This window comes from Aeoliella fuhlenseeensis, from assembly GCF_052161615.1.
Classification (GTDB): Bacteria; Planctomycetota; Planctomycetia; order Pirellulales; family Lacipirellulaceae; genus Aeoliella.
Genome location: NZ_CP197417.1, coordinates 2,479,130 through 2,497,566, shown reverse-complemented (window position 1 = coordinate 2,497,566; position 18,437 = coordinate 2,479,130). Strand labels below are relative to the sequence as shown.

The following is an 18,437-nucleotide window of genomic DNA, read 5'->3' as shown; positions in this document are numbered from 1 at the left end:
GCGCTACTTTCAACGCCGAAAAACCACCCAATTTGCGCAGCAAAATGCCCGTCGTGCGCGGAGCCCCACGGGTGCTATACTGCCGCCAGTTTCGCCCCCCTTCACCCACAAGTGTGCCCAACCGATGAGCGATGCTAGTCAACCTAAGTCCAAGGCGAAGATCGCCGGCTGGATCCTAAGCGTGCTATTGGTGCTGTTTTTAGCCGGGGGCAGCGCGCCAGGTAAGTTTATCGAGTTCGAGGGCAAAGGCGATATGTTCGGCAAGCTCGGGATCACCGACAAAGTGGCATTCTACGTAGGGATCGTCGAGATCGCGATCGCCGTGCTCTTCCTCGTCCCTCAAACGGCCTTTATCTCCGCCATCTTATTGTCAGCCTACTTGGGAGGCGCGGTTTGGGCGCATGCCCGTGTCGAAGACTATTTCTTCTTTCCCATCATCATTGGCGTCTTGGTCTGGGTGGCATTGGGGCTACGAGACAATAGGGTGTTTCAAATGGCGTTTGGTGGGACAAAAAGGTAGCAACCACTTGGGGCGAGACAACCGGCCCGAGCTCCGATCGTTCGCGTCGAGTAGGTGAGGTCCATCGGCACCCTCCGAGGGACAGCGACGTCGGTCTTACGGCGACATTTCACTTACTTCTTTGGATTCAATAGGAACTCAAGGTCCGCGCCCCGATCTTTGGCGGAAGGAAACGGGCCAAGCGGGGCACTCGGGACGGGCTCGTACCAGAACGAAGCCGCTGACCAGTCGTCTTGCCGCTCGTAGTAGCAGCAGCCAATCTGCTGAATCGTGATGCGGCACTCCTTCTTCCAGTAAATGGGGTCGGGCAGGTGCCACCGATACATGGAAATGTAGGACATAGGAACCTTCACGTCCTTTTTATTGGGGATATCTAGCTGGTCGAACTTCTGCTTCGATTTCTCCAGCAAGCTGCATCCGTGATACAGGTGCATCGTATTCTGGATACCGTACGACAGGCCGACGTAATCCTCGGCTCCGGTTCCACAGAGGGTCGGAAAATCGGTGTCGCCGTCCATGTAGACCTTGACCTCTCCCTCGCCCCACCAGCCTGGATGTAGGGTTCGAATTCCCATCACGGTACCTAAGTAACGCCCCATTCCCGTCCGCTTTGGAACCAGTTCGAAGTCTTCCTTGATAGTCGTCGGGTTGGCGCGGCGGAAGTTGGTGTGCAGCCGGCCGACGTTCTCTTCATGCTTCTCGTTCAATGTGTAATTGATCGTGTAGTAGACCTCGCATGGCAGATCGCCTTCGTTAGTCAGCGTAAATCGAGCACGACTTCGGAAAGGCATCGGAAGCCAGAAGTTGAAGGCTTCCTTTTCGCCAATCGAGTGGACGGCGGATTGATAGGATACCGACCTGGAATGCGCGCTTCCCATGAAATCGCCGAGGGGACACTCGATGCTCGGATGCTCCTGCCCATCCCAGTAGACTCGCAGGACGAGGTTTCGCAACATCGGAGCATTCCGATTGCGAGACCAAGTTCCGGTCATCCAAATATGTCGGATGGTGCCTGAGCCCTCGATGTCGCAGAGCTCGTTGGTTTGTCCGGGAGCCAAGCTGAATCGCGGAGATCCCTTCCTTCCGACACCGAGTTCGCTCGCCGCCTTACCCCCCTCGCCAGGTTCCCCTGTTAGGTTCTCGGACGAAATGGAACGGGAAAGGACTTGGTTATCGACCTGAAATAGGTCACTTCCAAGCGGCGGTTGGGCACTGGCTGCGGAGATGGTGAGGGTCGCCGTGATTGAGAATAGCCAGAGTCGATAGTGCATGAGTGGTGCCTGTTAGAGAAAGTGACGCTTTATTGGTAGCGGGTAGTTCGTCGCGAGTAATGATTCGCCTGACAGCGTCTGGTTTTCACCAACTAAACCTTAACCAAATCAAGCACAAAATACCACTCAATTAGAAGTTTTGCCAATATTACACTGGAACAATATAGGTACCATTAGCCAGAAAGGCGTTGTTGGCATGCCCCGCTCACACTTCCAACCGGGAGGCTTGGGTATCCCGGTCGGGAGTGCGTTGGCCTCGCCGGATAAACGCCACGCAAGGGGATCGAGGCACACGACTTCTCCCCACGATCGGACTTGCCCAGGTAGGACCGGCGAGGTGTGGGCCTCGAACTCCGACATTTCGACCCTCGTTCAGTAGATCGGAGCAGTCCACGCTACGCCCAGCTTGCGGACGCTGTTCTTGGCGACAGAACGCCTTGGCCTGCCCGAACTTGGGGCCGCCGAGCCGTGTCTTAGAGGGTTAGGAAGCGGCAGGTTTCCTGGTATCATAGAGGGTTTAATTTCCCGGGCCGTGCGGCGGTCGGGCACAGGACTTTCACTGCTAGAGAACTTGATGACCAACTCGGTTGTGGATCGTACGGACGAACTGAAGGACTTGCTCGAGCGTCGAATCTTGTTCCTCGACGGAGCGACGGGTACCCAGGTGCAGGCCCTTGGTATTGGCGAAGCCGAGGTGCGGGGCGAGCGGTTTGCCGACCACCACAAGGACCTGAAGAATTTCGCGGACATGATCTGCCTCACCCAGCCCGAGGCGCAGCTCACGATCCACCGCAACTACTTGGCCGCTGGTGCGGACATCGTCGAAACCAACACGTTCGGGGCTAGTCCCGTCGGCATGGGCGACTTCGAGTTTAACAATCCCGAGGAACTGGCCCGCGAGCTCAATGCGGCCGCCGTCCATCTCGCCAAACAAGCTTGTGCCGAGTTCACCGAAAAGACGCCCGACAAACCCCGGTTCGTTGCCGGTTCGATTGGCCCCACGTCCAAGCAGATGGCCATTTCGACCAGCGTCGAAGATCCAGGCCATCGCGATGTGACGTTCATGCAGATGGTCGACTCGTACTACGTCCAGGTTCAGGCCATGGTCGAAGCCGGCATCGACATTCTGATGCCCGAGACAGTGATCGATACGCTCAATCTCAAGGCCTGCCTGTTCGCTATCGATAAATACTTCCTCGATAGTGGCAATCGCGTGCCGGTAATGGTTTCGGGGACATTCGACAAGGGTGGCGGCACCTTCGTGTCGGGGCAGTCTATCGAAGCCTTCTGGAATTCGATCGAGCACTTCCCGATGCTTTCGGTCGGCATGAACTGCGCACTCGGGCCCGACATCATGCGGCCGCACATAGAAGTGCTTCAGCAGGTTTCCACGGCCTATGTAAGTTGCCACGCCAACGCGGGACTCCCCAACGAAATGGGACAGTTCGACCTAGGTCCCGCTGACATGGCGAAGGTCGTCGGCGAGTTTGGCGAGCAAGGCTGGGTAAACATTGTGGGTGGATGCTGTGGCACGTCACCCGCTCACATCGCGGCCATCGTCGACCGGATGAAAGGCATGAAGCCCCACAAACGATCGACCGTTGCGCCGCGACTCCGCCTCAGCGGCACGCAACCGCTTGAGCTGCGCCCCGACAGCAACTTCTTGATGATCGGCGAGCGGAGCAACGTGACCGGCAGTCGGAAGTTTGCGCGGCTTATCAAAGATGCGAAGTACGAAGACGCCGTCGAAGTCGCTACCGAGCAGGTGCAAAATGGCGCGAACGTGATCGACGTCAACATGGACGAAGGCCTTCTGGACAGCGAAGCCGAAATCGTTCGCTACCTACGTCTCCTGGCCGGCGAAGGCGAAGTGGCCGCTGTCCCGGTGATGGTGGACAGCAGCAAGTGGGAAGTGATCGAAGCAGGCCTGCAATCGGTGCAAGGCAAGTCGATTGTCAACTCGATTAGCTTGAAAGACGGCGAGGAAAAGTTCCTCGAACGCGCAGGCCTCTGCCGGCGTTACGGTGCTGCAGTGGTGGTCATGGCGTTTGACGAGGTAGGCCAAGCGGCGACCGAAGACGAGAAGGTTCGCATCTGCAAGCGGGCTTATGATCTTCTTCGCTCGAAGCTCGACTTCCCCGCCGAAGACATTATCTTCGACCCCAACATCCTTACCGTGGCGACCGGTATCGAGGAGCACAACAACTACGCGGTTGATTTCATCAACGCGACACGCCGCATCAAGCAGGAATGCCCGGGTGTCCACGTGTCGGGTGGCGTGTCGAACGTGTCGTTCTCGTTCCGCGGCAACGACCCGGTGCGCGAAGCGATCCACAGCGTGTTCTTGTACCACGCTGTGGCCGCCGGCATGGACATGGGCATCGTCAACGCCGGGCAGCTTGTGATCTACGACGAGATCGAACCCGAGCTGAAGGAATTGGTCGAGGACGTGATTCTCAATCGCCGTCCCGACGCCACCGAGCGACTGGTCGACTTCGCCGAGTCGATCAAGAATCGCGGCGTTGAAGGCGTTGCCGTCGATGAGGAAGAATGGCGGAAGGGTTCCGTCGAAGAGCGGCTGAAGCACGCGCTGGTGAAGGGCATCGTCAAGTACATTGACGAAGACACCGAGGAAGCGCGGCAAAAATACGAAAAGTGCCTATCGATCATCGAAGGCCCGCTGATGGATGGCATGAGCGTGGTCGGCGACTTGTTCGGCGCCGGGAAGATGTTCCTACCTCAGGTGGTGAAGTCGGCCCGCGTGATGAAGAAGTCGGTCGCTTACCTGATGCCCTACATGGAAGCCGAGAAAGAGGCAGCCGGCGACACGGGTACCAGCCGCGGCAGGGTGTTGATGGCCACTGTGAAGGGGGACGTGCACGACATTGGTAAGAACATTGTCGGCGTGGTGCTCGGCTGCAATAACTTCGAAGTAATCGACATGGGCGTGATGTGCTCGTGCGAGAGCATCCTCGAAAGGGCCAAAGAAGAGAACGTCGACATGATCGGCCTCTCGGGGCTCATTACTCCGAGCCTCGACGAGATGGCCCACGTCGCCAAGGAAATGGAGCGGCTCGACTTCGATCTGCCACTGTTGATTGGCGGTGCAACGACTAGCGCCAAGCACACGGCCGTGAAGATCGCGCCGCACTATTCGCACCCCGTGTTTCACGTGGTCGACGCCTCGCGAAGCGTGCCGGTGGTTGAGAAAATCATGAATCCCGAGCAGCGGCCCAAGCTGGCAGAAGAGAATCTCAAGCTGCAAGCCGAACTGAAGGAAAGCTACAACAAGCGCCAATCGGTCACGCTTACGCCGTACGCCGATGCGAAGGCGAAGCGGTTCACCTGCGACTGGGCCACCGTCGACATCCCGACACCCGAGTTCATCGGGACGCGAGTGCTCGACGATTTCCCGCTTACCGAGCTTCGGGAGTACATCGATTGGTCACCGTTCTTCATGACCTGGGAGTTAAAGGGAAAGTACCCGCGAATCTTCAACGATCCGAACCTAGGCGCGCATGCTAAGAGCTTGTACGACGACGCGAACGAGCTACTCGATCGCGTGATCGCCGAGAAGCTGCTCGTGGCCAAAGGTGTGTACGGATTTTGGCCCGCGAATAGCGACGGCAACGATATCTTGATCGACACCAGCCAGCTCGAAACTGGCGATGTGGTTCGCTTCCACGGCCTGCGACAGCAGTGGGAGCGTAAGGGCACAACGACCTACTACTCGCTCGCCGACTTCATCGCACCGATCGACTCGGGCCGCGTGGACTACATCGGTGGTTTCGCGGTGACCGCAGGTCTTGGCTGCGACGAGCTAGCCGCTGCGTTCAATGCCGATCACGACGACTACAACTCGATCATGATCAAGGCCGTTGCCGACCGCTTGGCCGAAGCTTTCGCCGAGGCGCTACACGCCCGCGTGCGGCGCGAGTGGGGCTACGGCAAGGCCGAGTCCCTGTCCAAAGAAGACATGATCGAAGAGAAGTACCGTGGCATCCGACCGGCCGCCGGTTACCCCGCGCAGCCCGACCACACCGAGAAGCCAACGCTGTTCAAGCTGCTGGACGCGGAAGCCGCGACGGGCATTACGCTCACCGAGCACTACGCTATGCACCCGGCAGCGAGCGTCAGCGGTCTGTACTTCGCCCACCCCGAGGCGCGATACTTCTCGGTGGATCGCATTACGAAGGAACAGGTCGAGGACTACGCGCGACGTAAAGGAATGAGCGTCGCCGAAGTCGAGCGATGGCTATCGCCGAATTTGGGCTACGAGGCCTAGACTGAAATAACGAGAGAAAGCAGTGCTTACGATACGTTGAAAGGTTGAATCTTACCTTTGGCCATTTTCTCAGCCGTATCTAGAAAGTACTTGCTTAAGGATCGAGCTACGAATCGAGTTTCCCGTGTCTCGTGGCTGTATTCGCCTACGCGGTTCCGTCGAGAGGTATCGACGAAAAGAACATCGCCGGCTCCGTTCTCAGCAAATGGAATCCACTTCGGATTCCATAGTTGCTCTGAAGCTGGGTAAAAGAACTCGCTTAGGATGGTGCGGACCACGGAAGGCAACCAGAATATCGCTCTCGCGGAGGGGCTTTGTTCCATGTAGAGCTGCCAGATTTCGGCTGCCTCTTTCGCAGGCATCACGCCAAACTCGCAAGCTCTTGAAGCACTAAACCTGCTTGGGAGGTAACCTGAGACATTGTACCCGTTGTGGATGTGATAAAGCTCTTTCAGCTCAATTGGGTAGGATCGCCCGTAAATGCCTTCCGCCAGCGTAATATCTGCTCGCGGCGCAGGAGGTGTCGAAGCAGCCTTGGCCTCGGAAATTCTCTTAAGTACCTCTTGTTCCAACGCATTCCATGCATCGGCGAGCCTACTCATCAGTGTTCTCACAAATGGTCGGGGTTCCCACAAATGGTCGGGTTGCCCTTTGGCGTCATACGCGTATCCTCGCCAGGAGACGTCACTACTTCGCCGCTTCTTCCGGCTTCTTCAACTTGTCCTTAAACACCTTGCGGAACTTGTCGACCTTCGGCTTTACCACCGCCCGGCAGTAGGGGTTGGCGTTACCGTTTTGGGCGTAGTAGTTTTGGTGGTAGTCTTCAGCGGGCCAAAACTTCGTAAACTCCGTCACCTCGGTGACAATCGGGCGGCGGTAGGCCTTCTCTTCGTTCAAAGCCTTGATGATCCGCTCGGTCGTCTCTTTTTGCTCGGGCGTATGATAGAACACGGCGCTTCGGTACTGCGGTCCGACATCGGCCCCCTGCTGGTTGAGCGAGGTAGGATCATGCGTTTTGAAGTGAACTTCGAGTAACTCCTCGAAGCTCACCTTTTCGGGGTCGTATTCAATCTGAATCACCTCGGCGTGGCCGGTGGTCGCGGTGCAGACCTGCTGGTAGGTGGGATTTTCGACGTGACCGCCGCTGTAGCCACTAACGACCTTCTCGACCCCTTCGAGTTCCAGGAACACCGCCTCGGTGCACCAAAAACAGCCGCCGCCAAAAGTTGCTTGTTCCATTTTCTTCCTCAACGTTTCCTTAGGCGGCTGTGTGTGCGTAACGGTTTTGTCGGCGGGCATCAGTTGCGCCGTGGCCGTGCTGCTGCCTGCAAACGCCACGAAGGCTGATAGCGCGAGGCATGCGAGCTGGAGGGGTGGATTCCGGTGAATCGCCATGCGAAAGTCTCCTGGTTTCGGATGTCGGCAAATTGCTCCCCTATTCTACGCACTTCGCGCGAAATGGGAGCCCCAGAAAATGGCCGAGCGGCGATTTCGCTGCACCAGCGGTGGGGAATTGCTCGGGAAACTTAGCGAATTCGCCGTCGCGATGCGCCGCCAACCAGCCCCACCACGCCCAGGAACAAAATCACTAGGGCCGAGGGCTCCGGCACGGCGGTGATGCTCAGCTGATACATCTGGGCCGCGTTCTGGAGGCCCATCACGCGAACGTAGTAGGTTCCCGCGTCGAACAGATGCTGGTCGAGTAGCATCTCGGGCTGCCCGATGCTGGTGTCGTTGGCGAACGCCAGCATGCTGATTCCATCGGTCGCGAAGAGGGCAAGCGTCAGGTTGCTTAGGGCGGCCGCGTTGAAAGATGTTTGCGTTCCCCCCTGGGGGCCTTGAGTGTAAGTCGGCCCTAGCGGTGTAAGCTCCAAATCAATTCGCAGCGGCGTCGTGATCGTGAACTTGTAGAAATCGGTATCGCCAGTGGCGTCGATGCTCACGAAGTCGACGTCCGCCATCTCGACACGCTGATCGACAGCGTCCTCGCCAATCAGGATTGATTGCTGAAGCGAGACGGGTCCCAGGTCCGTGGCAGTCAAGTAGGATTGGTTTCCGACACCCTTCTCATAAATGTCACCATACAGGCGATGAGCGGCCAGGATGTCGTCGAACTGCGGACCCTCGAACGTCACATCGAGCGTGGGTTCCATCAAGATGAAGCTATCGTTCGACTCGACGTGCGCAATGCCGAGTCCATGCCCAATCTCGTGCATCAATGTCTGCCGGAAACGCAGGTAATTCTTCTCGGGGTTGCCGAAGATGGTAACTTCCGAAGTGTCGATCACCATGTCGGACGTGTTGGGATAATAGTTGTACGCCAGCACGCTCGGCCGAACGTCGCCATCAATGAAGTGGCCACCGATTCGATGGTCGCCTCGAACACCCAGTACACCCGTGAAATTTGGGACCGACTGTCCATCGTCATTGGGCTCGTAGATGTACGTGATGCCGGCGACTTCGCTCCAGCGATCGAACGCCGACTTGAAGAGCGGAAACCAGGTCCGCTGCGTTAGGTCCGAGCCGCCCGGCGACATTCCGCCGTTGTAGAGGTTGTCGAGCATCTGCCGTAGATTGCTATTGCTGGCCGGTTCTCCCACTCCGCGAGGGAGCACGGTGCCATCGGGGACGATGCTCCAAGTAATGGTCGCCGGAGCCCCCAGAGCCGAGCCCCCCGACGCGGTCGAGGTCCAGCCGTTGTTTTGCAAGAAGTAGGGGTCGGGGGGACTTGTGTCGTCGGCAGTGTTGAACTCGTCAGGGCACGCGGCACTCCACGGGCAGAACGATACCCCTGAGTGGTCATGGCCACAAAAGTCGCACGCACTTGCACAAGAACCCAGCACCAAGAGCGCGGCAAAGGCACTGCACCAAAGATGTCTCAGCATTGGCTACTCCGCACCTTTCCGGACACCGAGCGCGCAGCCGCATCCATCCGAACCATTGCCTTGGCAAATCGAGCGAAGCTCGCGATGCGGAGGAATGGCCGGCGGAGTGACATTCAGAGCCGAACTCGATGAGTTCGGCTGGAGGTCTACGTTCATTCGGCAGGGTTTCTTGTTCGAGGGTTTCCGTCTGCTACGCGCGTGGACTGCCCGAACCGACTCGCCGTTTGATATCGTGATAGACGGGGTTCGCCGGAATTTTGGCGCAAACGCCTTGCCGGAAGATGGCTGGCGTACCAAAGGGTCCTTGCTCGTGACGGTGAGAAAGGCGGGGCGACGAACGCGTCAGTTCACGAGCGACAAACGATGAGAGGCCTAAGGGGGGCGACCAATCCGTCGGTCCCAATTCACCAGCTTTCCAGCATAAATGGGCCCCCGAACGCTAGCAAGGAATTTGTCCCGCCCCTCACGGCAAAATTCCCCCAAAGCCGCACCACCCGCTCAACCGATAAAGTTTAGCGGGGGGCTGCCAGCGTGTTGGGCAGCAAGTGGGGGGCGTGAAAAACGCTTCCTGCGCCGAACGGGGGCCACTTTCGGGTGGTTCGGCTCAGAACGATCTTGCTGTGCAAAGACCATTACGTCTAACCGACTGCTGGAGACTGCTCGCCGCGCTTGCCGTGGTGCTTGGCACCTCGGCGGCGCGCGGCCAGTCGCCGTTCCCGACCAGTACTCCCCCTCTGGGGCAGACGGCACCCACCACGCAGTGGCCACCCGTCATCCCGTCGACGCCCGTGGCGGCAACCAACGGGACTCCACCAGCCAACGCGGGGGCATTCCCGTTTGCCTTGCCCTCGACCACTCCACCTCGGCCTGCCGCGGCGTTACCCGAACCGGTTTACTGGTCGCAGCAGTTGTTCATGATCCCCTACAAGTGGGACAGCGGAACCACTGCTAGCGGAGCATCGACGGTCAAGCTGTACCTGTCGCAGGACCAGGGAGCAACTTGGAAACAGATTTCCGACGCGAAGCCCGAGGTGCAGTTCTTTAACTACCACGCGCCGAGCGATGGCGAGTACGTTTTCAGCATACAGACGATCGACACCCGTGGTCGTGCGTGGCCACAAGGTCCGCCGCAACCCGAACTGCGTGTTATCGTCGACACGCAGAATCCGACGATAACCAGCTTCAATGCTCAGCTCACCGCCGATGGCACCGCGAGTGCCGTGTGGCAAGCGAGCGATCCGCACTTAGACGCCAACCGCGCGGTGCTCGAATACCGCACGCCGGACATGAGCACATGGCAAGCGGTGCCGGGTGGCTCGGTCCGCGCGCCGGCGGTCGGGTTTGCTCAGGGCGAAGCGTCGTGGCAGGTTCAAGCCGGTACGCCGAGCGTGTGGGTCCGCCTCACTTTGCGCGATCTTGCCGGCAACGGGCGAGAAGCGGGGGCTGAGGCCCGCGTTGGCGGTGGCGGCGCGAGCACGCAGCTTGCATCCAACACACATCGACTGCCACCGGCTCCAACAACGAACGCATCGACCAGCCCGTTTCCGACCAGCATGCCTGCGACAGCGTCGACCGGACCGTTCGGCAACGCAGCACCACCCGCATCGGTAGGTTGGTTGGGTGCGGATGCGGCGCCGACGGCCCCGTCTAGTTTATCGTTCAACACCGCGGCCGCCACACCACCGCCCGCCATCGAGAATTGGCCGAGCGACGGGGCATCGCCGGTGCCGCTCGGTTCGCCCCGCTCGGCGGATGTCCGCCGAATGGCTGCGCCACCGGTCAACTTCGGCATGGCAAGCACGCAGACCGCGCCGGCACCCTCGACTCCCGACACAGTGGCGAGTCAGCCGTTCCAGTCGCCTTTCCAACTACCGCAGGCATCGAACAACTACCCGCAGATGCGTACTGCGTCGGCACAGCCGTTCGGCAATGCCCAGTTGCCGTCGCCATCGGTAAATCCGCTGCCCAACTTGCCACAGCTCGATGGCAGTACAGCCAACACAGCAGCCGCCGTGCCGAGTGCAGGTGCTATCCAGCATCTCAATAGCCTAGAGTTCGAAATCGGCTACGACGTCGACACTGCCGGCACGTACGGCGTGACGCGCGTCGAGCTTTGGGCAACACGCGACGCCGGCCAAAGTTGGAACCGGCTCAGCGTCGATAACGACAATCGCAGCCCGATCCTGGCTGCGGTACCAGCGCCGGGTGACTACGGGCTGAAGATCGTCGTGGAGACCGCGGGCGGAATCGACCCAGTCCGCCCGCGGCCCGGCGACGTGCCAGAGATCTTCGTCCGCGTCGACACAACACCGCCCGTCGCTCGCCTCACTGGCATCCAGCAGGGGACCGGTGCGGAGGCCGATCGCCTGGATGTCCAGTGGCAACCGGGCGACTCGCTGTCGACCGGCGAGACGGTAACGCTGCAATACAGCCCGAGCGCCACCGGCCCTTGGATCTCGGCCGCCACGAACCTGCCCCACACGGGCCGCTATTCGTGGCGTCTCGCACGTCATCTGCCCGCGAGCTTCTACGTCCGCCTCGAAATCCGCGACCCCGCCGGCAACACGGCAAGCGACCAAACGCAGGTGCCGATCGCGGTGACGCTCCCCACGCCAAGCGGCCGTCTGGGGGAAGTTCGCTCGGTGCAATAACGTGTGGCGGCAACATTCTAGGACGAGTCTTCCCGGTAGCGTATACTACTGGTGACAGATGTCAGAGTTAGGAGCAACCGCCATGAGTACCAATATCAGTAGCGAAAACCAGAACTTCATTCAGTTTCTGGTATCCACGGGCCAGTTTCATAGCGTCGACGAGGCGGTGAATGAAGCGGTCGCCCAAATGCGTATCAACCAGGAATCTGGTAGGGGCGAGTTGAGTGAATCCCTCGCCTTAGATGACTGGAACTCTCGATTCGACGCTTGGGTAGCAAGCCATTCGGACATTCAGACTGTCGCCGACGATGATCGCGAAAGCATCTACGCCGGGCGCGGTGAATGACAGTTCTCCTCGACACGAACTTATTGCTTCGCGGCGTGCAGCCAGAGCATCGCGATCACGAGGTTGCGAACGTCGCTGTTCGACATTTGCGCAATTGCGGTCACGAGCTGTGCCTAGTGCCACAAGTCATCTACGAGTTCTGGGTGGTAGCGACACGACCCTCCGAGGTGAATGGCCTTGGACTCTCCATCGATCGAACTTCGCGTGAAGTAAAGCAAGCTCTCAGCTTATTCTCCATTCGCCGCGACGAACGCGCCATTTTCGAGCGATGGGCGGAGTTAGTCCAACAATACCAGGTTTCTGGAAAAGCCGCTCACGACTGTCGACTCGTCGCCGCGATGCAGCGGCACGGTATTTCGCACCTACTAACTTTCAACGTTGGCGACTTCTCCCGCTACAGTGACGTAGTCACCATTCACCCGGGAGAGGCTAAACTACTCACCCTCCCCGAAGGTCACTGATTCACTGGCTTCGACACATCGCTCACGAGGTGGCCCCTCAGGACATGACACGTAGCCTGCGGTATAATGCGGCGAACTTCCGCCCACCCGCCGCCGGATCGCCCTGCGATCCGTAAATTCCATGACCACCCCCGCCACTGTCCGCCCGCTTTATCCCGCTCACGCCACGCTTGGGGAAGGTCCCGTTTGGGACGAACGCGAGCAAGTGCTGTGGTGGGTCAACATCGAGCCTGGAGAGCTGAATCGTTTCGATCCCTCGACGGGCGAGAACGAGATCTTTGCCATTGGCCAGCGCGTGGGGTGCCTAGCGCTCTGCCAGTCCGACTCGCGGCTACTGCTGGGCATGGAGAATGGTGTCGGACTGTTCGATCCCGCGACCAGCGAGCTCACTACCGTCTGCGATCCCGAGCCCGATCAACCACGTCGGCGATTCAACGACGGGAAGTGTGACGCGGCGGGTCGATTCTGGGGGGGCACCATGGACATGGACCGCAAGCCCGACTCCAGCACATTCTACAGCATCGACGCCGAGTACAACGTTCGTACGCAGCTTACCGAAAAAGGCTTGTCGAACGGCCTCGCCTGGTCCCGCGACAATCGCACCATGTACTGGATCGACACGCGCACGAACTGCGTGTTCCAGTTCGACTTCGATCTCCAGGCCGGCACCATCGCCAACCAGCAGGTGGCGTTCCGCGTGCCCGACGACATGGGTCGCCCCGATGGCATGACCATCGACATCGACGACAATCTGTGGGTCTGCCTCTACATGGGGAGCGCCGTGCTGCACGTTGATCCGCGTGAGCAGAAACTCCTGCACCGCTACGAACTGCCGGTGACCAACATCACCTGCTGCACGTTCGGCGGCCAGGACCTCAGCACCCTCTACATCACCACCGCCCGCCAAAAGCTCGACGACGAGGAACTGAAGAAGCAACCGCAAGCGGGAGATTTGTTCGTGCTGGAGACAGACACCAAGGGCAAGGTGGCGAATCGGTTCGGAGCGTAGGCCGCGATCAAGCGGAGCGCCGATCCGGCGCTTCACGTGTTAAACTACTTCAGCGGATCAATTTCCGTCGTCTTATCGATAATCATTCGCCCTGGCATGATGTTCAATTCCACGCCATCAAGGACTAGCGTCCATTGCCCCGGTTTCACCGTTTCGTCCCGGTGAGTTATCTTCCCAACAGACGGCGGAAAAGTATCCATATTAACCCGGCGCAGGTCTTGGTTTGTTTGATGGTTAGGCAGTAAGGTCTTGAAGGTTGGATCCGGTTCCTCTTCCTTATACACCTCCACTTCTATCCCGGCTGGGGTGTTCGTTGTGCTGAGCTCCCAGCGCGGGCCGCTGCGAATGTACATCGCGAATCCGATCAACGCGAACAGTGCAGCCGCCACCAGCAGATAGGGATGGGCCCATGACGATTTCTGTTTCGTTGTTTCCATCACTCGTTCGACTCACAGGGAGAACAGGGACACGAGTAGCTTTAGCCGGCCTTCTACCCTTAGCTCATCGATACGATACCACACGCCCTGGGTGTGATATACTACCGCCTTTGGTCCCAGCCACATGGAGCCCAGCGCCATGCCCACCATCCAACCTTACCTCTTCTTCTCCGGCCAGTGCGAAGAAGCCATCGCCTTCTATCAACACTCACTCGGCGCCCAGGTCGAGATGATGATGCGGTTTAGCGATTCGCCCGATCCGGTGCCCGAAGGGCAGTTGCAACCGGGTTTCGAAGACAAGGTGATGCACGCGACGATCAACATTGGCGGCGCGCGGGTGATGTGCTCGGACGGGTGCGACGAAGGGAGCAAGTTCGATGGCTTTCGATTGTCGCTCGCCTTGGCGACCGAACACGAGGCCCGGCGGGCTTTCGAGGCGTTGTCGGCCGGCGCGAAGATCGACCTGCCGATTGGTGCCACGTTCTGGTCGCCGTGTTTTGGGATGCTGACTGATAAGTTTGGGATTGGGTGGATGGTGACAGTGGAGGAGTAGGTTCTCCTCTATCCGGAAGGGATTCCGTAGGTCAGCCTAGGGTTGCAGCGAAGCAGCTACCCTAGGAAACTATCGAGGGTCCGATTCACCACGGCCCTGACGGGCCCCGCTCGCTGGAAATTGCTCGCGTCCAAAGAACATGCTCGCTCTTGAACTCCTTGTCGCCTCTGCCATCCCCGAGCGTGGTCCGCTCTGCGCGGTGTTTGGGGACGACGACTATTTGAAGCGCGAGTCGCTGCTCGCGCTGCGGGGTGGTGAAGGGGCGGAGTTCTTCACGGGCAAGGAGGCGGATTGGCGGGACGTGCACGACGCGCTCACCACCATCAGCTTGTTTGGCGACTCCGCCGACGTGGTGGTGATCGAGGATGCAGACACGTTCGTCACCGAGTATCGGGATAAGCTCGAAACATGGGTCGACAAGCCGCAGAGCAAGCGGTGCTTGATCCTCGAAGTGAAGACTTGGCCCAAGACCACGCGACTCGCCAAGGCGACCGATAAAAAGGGCCTCGCCATCGAGTGCAGCGTGCCGACCGACAACAAGCAGCAGCGGCTCACCAAGTTCACCACCGCCGCCAAGAAGTGGCTCACGCACCGCGCGAAGCATGTTCATCAGGCGACGCTCGACCGCGGGGCGTGCGACCAGTTGTTCGAACAACTTCCGTTAGCGCTGGGACTCATGGACCAGGAAGTCGCCAAGCTCAGCTTGATGGCCGACGATGGCAAGATCGACACGGCACTGGTCGTGGCAAATGTCGGCGATTGGCGCACTCGGCAGACGTGGGACATGATCGACGCGATGGTCGAAGGCCGCTCGGCCGAGGCGATCAAGCAGCTCGACAAACTGCTAGCAGCCGGTGAGGAACCGATTCCGATCCTCGCGCAGGTCGCCTACACGCTTCGCAAGTTCGCCACGGCTAGCCGACTCGTGGAACAAGCCGAGGCCGCCGGCAAGCGTCCTTACTTCCCGCAGATCATGGCCGAGGCGGGATTCTGGCCGAGTATCGTCGATCGCGGGACGCAGCAACTCAAGTCCATCGGCCGCGGGCGGGCGGTCATGCTGTCGACGTGGCTGCTAGAAATGGACATGGCGATGAAGGGCCACAACAGCGATGCCCACGGAGGTCGGCTCGAACTGGAGCGGCTGATCGCGAGATTGTCACCCGCCGCGGCGCCGAAGCGTCCTGCTGCCACTAGCTAGCACATCCAGCGGCTAGCAGTGCTACTGGCGGGAAATTCATTCGATATCAAACGAATTCAGGGGCACAATCGCCTTGCCCACGGTTGGTCGATCGCCTACCATCCGCCCCCGAAGTGCTATCGAAGGGCCACCAAGTGCCTGGCCCAGAGACAGGGAGGTCTCGCCCCACCGCGACAATGTTTATGGTGTTACGAATCCGCCTACTGACGGTGCTCGCCGGTTGCCTGCTGCTCGCAGGTTGCCAGGCATTGCCATGGTCGCGATCGGCCGCGAACAAGTCGACCGATCCCCCGACGGCCGACCTGCCTATGTCCGCGCCCCGCGAAGGTTCTGATTTCACCTCGCCCACGGTGCAGCAAACGGCGTCCTTCGCCGATCCGAATAGCTTTGCCTCGCCGGCTACGAACGCAGTCGGTGGCGGCGAAGCCCCGACCAACGACGAAGTGCTCCGCGACTTGCAAACCATCGGGGCCGTCGATCCGGTGGCCGCCCAGCAACTGGTCGAGCGTCTGCAAAACACCAAGCCACCCCTCAGGCCGCTTGTCGCACGTCAGTTCCGCACGAGCTGGCAGTATCACCGCGAACTCACCGGCTCGGGCAAGAACCTGATCGCCAACGAGCCATCGACCAGCGTACCTCACACTGCACAGCTTCCACCTTCGATTGGGGCAAGTCCCAGTCCGGCAACCTACGCTCCGCCAGCGGCGGAACCTTCTACCAATCCTCCGGCGCAAGCGCCTCCCACCGCACCGCTTGAGAGCGCAGCGATTGGGCCACCGCAAACCAGCGCGCCATCTGCCGAACCTGCGACGGTTCCCAAGTCAACACAGCCACCGGTCGAGGTGCAGCAAGCGAGCTACGACGAATCGCCGAAACTGATGCCGGTGCCCGAAACGAGCACCGCGGCCACGTCGCTGGAAGTCGAGACGCCCCGAAACTGGCAGGACGCGCTGGGGCAGACGATCGATCAACTGGCCAGCAAGACCAAAGAAGATCCTCGCAACACGAGCGAAGCGTACCAACACGTCCGCCTGCGCCTGATGCACCTCGTCGCCGGCAATAAAGAACTGGCGATGGAGCCGGTGCCTGGACTGACGCCGACAGAGCAGACGTACTGGACCAACCAGTTGTTCGCCATGGCGACGCTGCTCGATCACGAAGCAATGCCCGACGACCAGGCCCGAGCGGGCCTCGCCGCCACGCAGCTTGCGGAAGCCAGCGCACGGCTTGGAGAACTTTCGAACCTCGCCGTGAAAAACATGACTTTCTGTAGCAAAGTGTATGGCTTCGGCGACTACGATCGCATTGAACAAAGAACGTTCAAGCCAGGCCAAACCGTAACGCTGTATGCCGAGGTCGATAACTTCCGCAGCGAATCGACCGACAAGGGGTACCACACGTCCCTCGCGAGTAGCTACGAAATCCTCGACCAAGCCGGCAACCGCGTAGACGGCGGTGAGTTCGCGACCGTCGACGACAACTGTCACGGCAAGCGGAAAGACTTCTACATCGAGTACACGGTAAACCTTCCAACACGAATCTACGCCAGCAAGTACCAACTGCAAGTGCTACTTCGCGACCGGCTGAGCGGCAAGATTGGGAAGTCGGTTGTTGACTTCGAGATCGCCGAGTAGCATCTGGTTCTGCCTCTCTACGAATCTCCCTTAGCCGGCTCTCTGCGAACTAAGCAATGACCACTTCGTTCGATGTGATCGTGATCGGAGCCGGTGGAGTTGGCAGCGCTGCGATGCGCGAGCTTGCGCGGCGAGGCGCAAAGGTGCTCGGCATCGATCGATTCGCTCCGCCGCACCCTCATGGCAGCACGCATGGCGAAACCCGCGTCATTCGCCAGGCCTATTTCGAGCACTCCGATTACGTCCCGCTTCTACGGCGCGCGTACGAACACTGGAACGAGGTAGAGCAAACTTCTGGACTAACGCTGTTCGAGCGCTGCGGACTTCTGGAAGTTGGGCCACCCGATGGCGAAGTGGTTGCTGGAGTGCTGAGCGCGGCTCGCTTGCATGGTTTGGATGTCGAACAATTGAATGTCGACGAAGTGAGCCGCCGCTGGCCCGCGTTACGAATTCCTGAAGGGCTCGCCGCGGTGTTCGAACCGACGGCTGGTTGCCTCCACGTCGAGCGGTGCGTCGAGGCCATGCTCGCCGATGCCAGACGGTTGGGGGCGGAGCTTGTCACGAACTGCGAAGTCCGTTCCTGGCGCAGCGTCGGCGATAGCTTCGAAGTCGTCACCAGCGATGCGACGTACTCGGCGGCCAAACTCGTGGTCACCGCGGGGGCGTGGGCGGCGGGACTACTGGGTGAACTTGGGGTGCCGCTCACACCGGTGCGAAAAAGTTTGTTTTGGTTCCCGGTGTCCAGCATGCAACGCCCTGCAGAGCTACCCGTTTACCTGTACGAGCTCGACTACGGCGTCCACTACGGGTTTCCTTCGCTCGACGGCCAGACGTTCAAAGTCGCCGAACATACGGGGGGCGTTGAGGTAGCCGACCCGCTCTCCGTGGATCCGACGACCGATCCGGAAGAGCTTCTCGCGACCCAGCGTTTCGCACGCGAGTGCCTTGTCGGGGCAGGGGAGGTACCAACGAGCCACAAGACGTGCCTCTACACGATGTCGCCAGATGGTCACTTCATCGTCGATTGCCACCCGCAGTTTCCCGGAGTTGCTTTCGCGGCAGGTCTCTCGGGACATGGCTATAAGTTCGCCCCGGTGCTGGGCGAAGCGCTCGCCGATCTCGCGCTCAACGGAGAGACGAAGCTGCCGATCGGTTTTTTAAGTGCAAACCGGTTTCAACAGAGTTGA

General features: G+C 59.6%; 15 protein-coding genes. 10 read left to right on the top strand and 5 right to left on the bottom strand.

Annotated features, from left to right (window positions below; translation table 11 throughout):
* Positions 1-124: 124 nt before the first annotated feature.
* Entirely contained in the window at positions 125-520 is a 396-nt protein-coding gene (locus tag SH292x_RS09710; RefSeq protein WP_442485408.1) for a DoxX family protein, read from the top strand.
* A gap of 113 nt (positions 521-633) precedes the next feature.
* Here the strand turns inward: SH292x_RS09710 and SH292x_RS09705 are convergent, their stop codons facing one another.
* Positions 634-1,791 (bottom strand): glycoside hydrolase family 172 protein, encoded by a 1,158-nt coding sequence (locus SH292x_RS09705; RefSeq protein ID WP_442485407.1) that lies wholly within the window; start codon positions 1,789-1,791, stop codon positions 634-636.
* A 574-nt stretch (positions 1,792-2,365) separates the two neighbouring features.
* On the opposite strand from SH292x_RS09705, the gene metH reads away from it, so the two are divergent.
* Positions 2,366-6,076 carry a methionine synthase gene (metH, locus tag SH292x_RS09700; RefSeq protein ID WP_442485406.1) on the top strand — a complete coding sequence of 1,237 codons (3,711 nt, stop codon included), beginning with the start codon at positions 2,366-2,368 and terminating at the stop codon, positions 6,074-6,076.
* A 26-nt stretch (positions 6,077-6,102) separates the two neighbouring features.
* Here metH and SH292x_RS09695 read toward each other — a convergent pair whose 3' ends face one another.
* The 3 genes from SH292x_RS09695 to SH292x_RS09685 form a co-directional block, all read right to left on the bottom strand.
* Positions 6,103-6,678: an SMI1/KNR4 family protein gene (locus SH292x_RS09695; RefSeq protein WP_442485405.1), complete on the bottom strand. Its 576-nt coding sequence runs from the start codon at positions 6,676-6,678 to the stop codon at positions 6,103-6,105.
* An 85-nt stretch (positions 6,679-6,763) separates the two neighbouring features.
* Positions 6,764-7,471 (bottom strand): peptide-methionine (S)-S-oxide reductase MsrA, encoded by a 708-nt coding sequence (gene msrA / locus SH292x_RS09690; protein WP_442485404.1) that lies wholly within the window; start codon positions 7,469-7,471, stop codon positions 6,764-6,766.
* Positions 7,472-7,602: 131 nt separating this feature from the next.
* On the bottom strand, positions 7,603-8,961 hold the full coding sequence (locus SH292x_RS09685; RefSeq protein WP_442485403.1) for a matrixin family metalloprotease: 1,359 nt from the start codon (positions 8,959-8,961) through the stop codon (positions 7,603-7,605).
* A gap of 620 nt (positions 8,962-9,581) precedes the next feature.
* Here SH292x_RS09685 and SH292x_RS09680 point away from each other — a divergent pair.
* From SH292x_RS09680 to SH292x_RS09665, 4 genes are all read left to right on the top strand, one after another.
* The gene (locus SH292x_RS09680; RefSeq protein WP_442485402.1) at positions 9,582-11,612 is read left to right on the top strand and encodes a hypothetical protein; all 2,031 of its coding nucleotides are present in this window, start codon (positions 9,582-9,584) and stop codon (positions 11,610-11,612) included.
* An 82-nt stretch (positions 11,613-11,694) separates the two neighbouring features.
* On the top strand, positions 11,695-11,958 hold the full coding sequence (locus SH292x_RS09675; protein WP_442485401.1) for a hypothetical protein: 264 nt from the start codon (positions 11,695-11,697) through the stop codon (positions 11,956-11,958).
* Complete coding sequence (locus SH292x_RS09670; protein ID WP_442485400.1) at positions 11,955-12,419, top strand: type II toxin-antitoxin system VapC family toxin; 465 nt, start codon at positions 11,955-11,957, stop codon at positions 12,417-12,419. The genes SH292x_RS09675 and SH292x_RS09670 overlap by 4 nt, the downstream gene beginning before the upstream one ends.
* Before the next feature lie 121 nt (positions 12,420-12,540).
* Complete coding sequence (locus SH292x_RS09665) at positions 12,541-13,428, top strand: SMP-30/gluconolactonase/LRE family protein (RefSeq protein ID WP_442485399.1); 888 nt, start codon at positions 12,541-12,543, stop codon at positions 13,426-13,428.
* Positions 13,429-13,472: 44 nt separating this feature from the next.
* On the opposite strand, the gene SH292x_RS09660 is transcribed toward SH292x_RS09665, so the two are convergent.
* Positions 13,473-13,865, bottom strand: a complete 393-nt coding sequence (locus tag SH292x_RS09660) for a hypothetical protein (RefSeq protein ID WP_442485398.1) — start codon at positions 13,863-13,865, stop codon at positions 13,473-13,475.
* 139 nt (positions 13,866-14,004) lie between these two features.
* Here SH292x_RS09660 and SH292x_RS09655 point away from each other — a divergent pair, with 139 nt between their 5' ends.
* From SH292x_RS09655 to solA, 4 genes are all read left to right on the top strand, one after another.
* The gene (locus SH292x_RS09655) at positions 14,005-14,418 is read left to right on the top strand and encodes a VOC family protein (RefSeq protein WP_442485397.1); all 414 of its coding nucleotides are present in this window, start codon (positions 14,005-14,007) and stop codon (positions 14,416-14,418) included.
* Between the two features lie 139 nt (positions 14,419-14,557).
* Positions 14,558-15,616, top strand: a complete 1,059-nt coding sequence (gene holA / locus SH292x_RS09650; protein ID WP_442485396.1) for a DNA polymerase III subunit delta — start codon at positions 14,558-14,560, stop codon at positions 15,614-15,616.
* A 176-nt stretch (positions 15,617-15,792) separates the two neighbouring features.
* Complete coding sequence (locus SH292x_RS09645) at positions 15,793-17,250, top strand: hypothetical protein (protein WP_442485395.1); 1,458 nt, start codon at positions 15,793-15,795, stop codon at positions 17,248-17,250.
* A gap of 56 nt (positions 17,251-17,306) precedes the next feature.
* On the top strand, positions 17,307-18,437 hold the full coding sequence (solA, locus tag SH292x_RS09640; protein ID WP_442485394.1) for an N-methyl-L-tryptophan oxidase: 1,131 nt from the start codon (positions 17,307-17,309) through the stop codon (positions 18,435-18,437).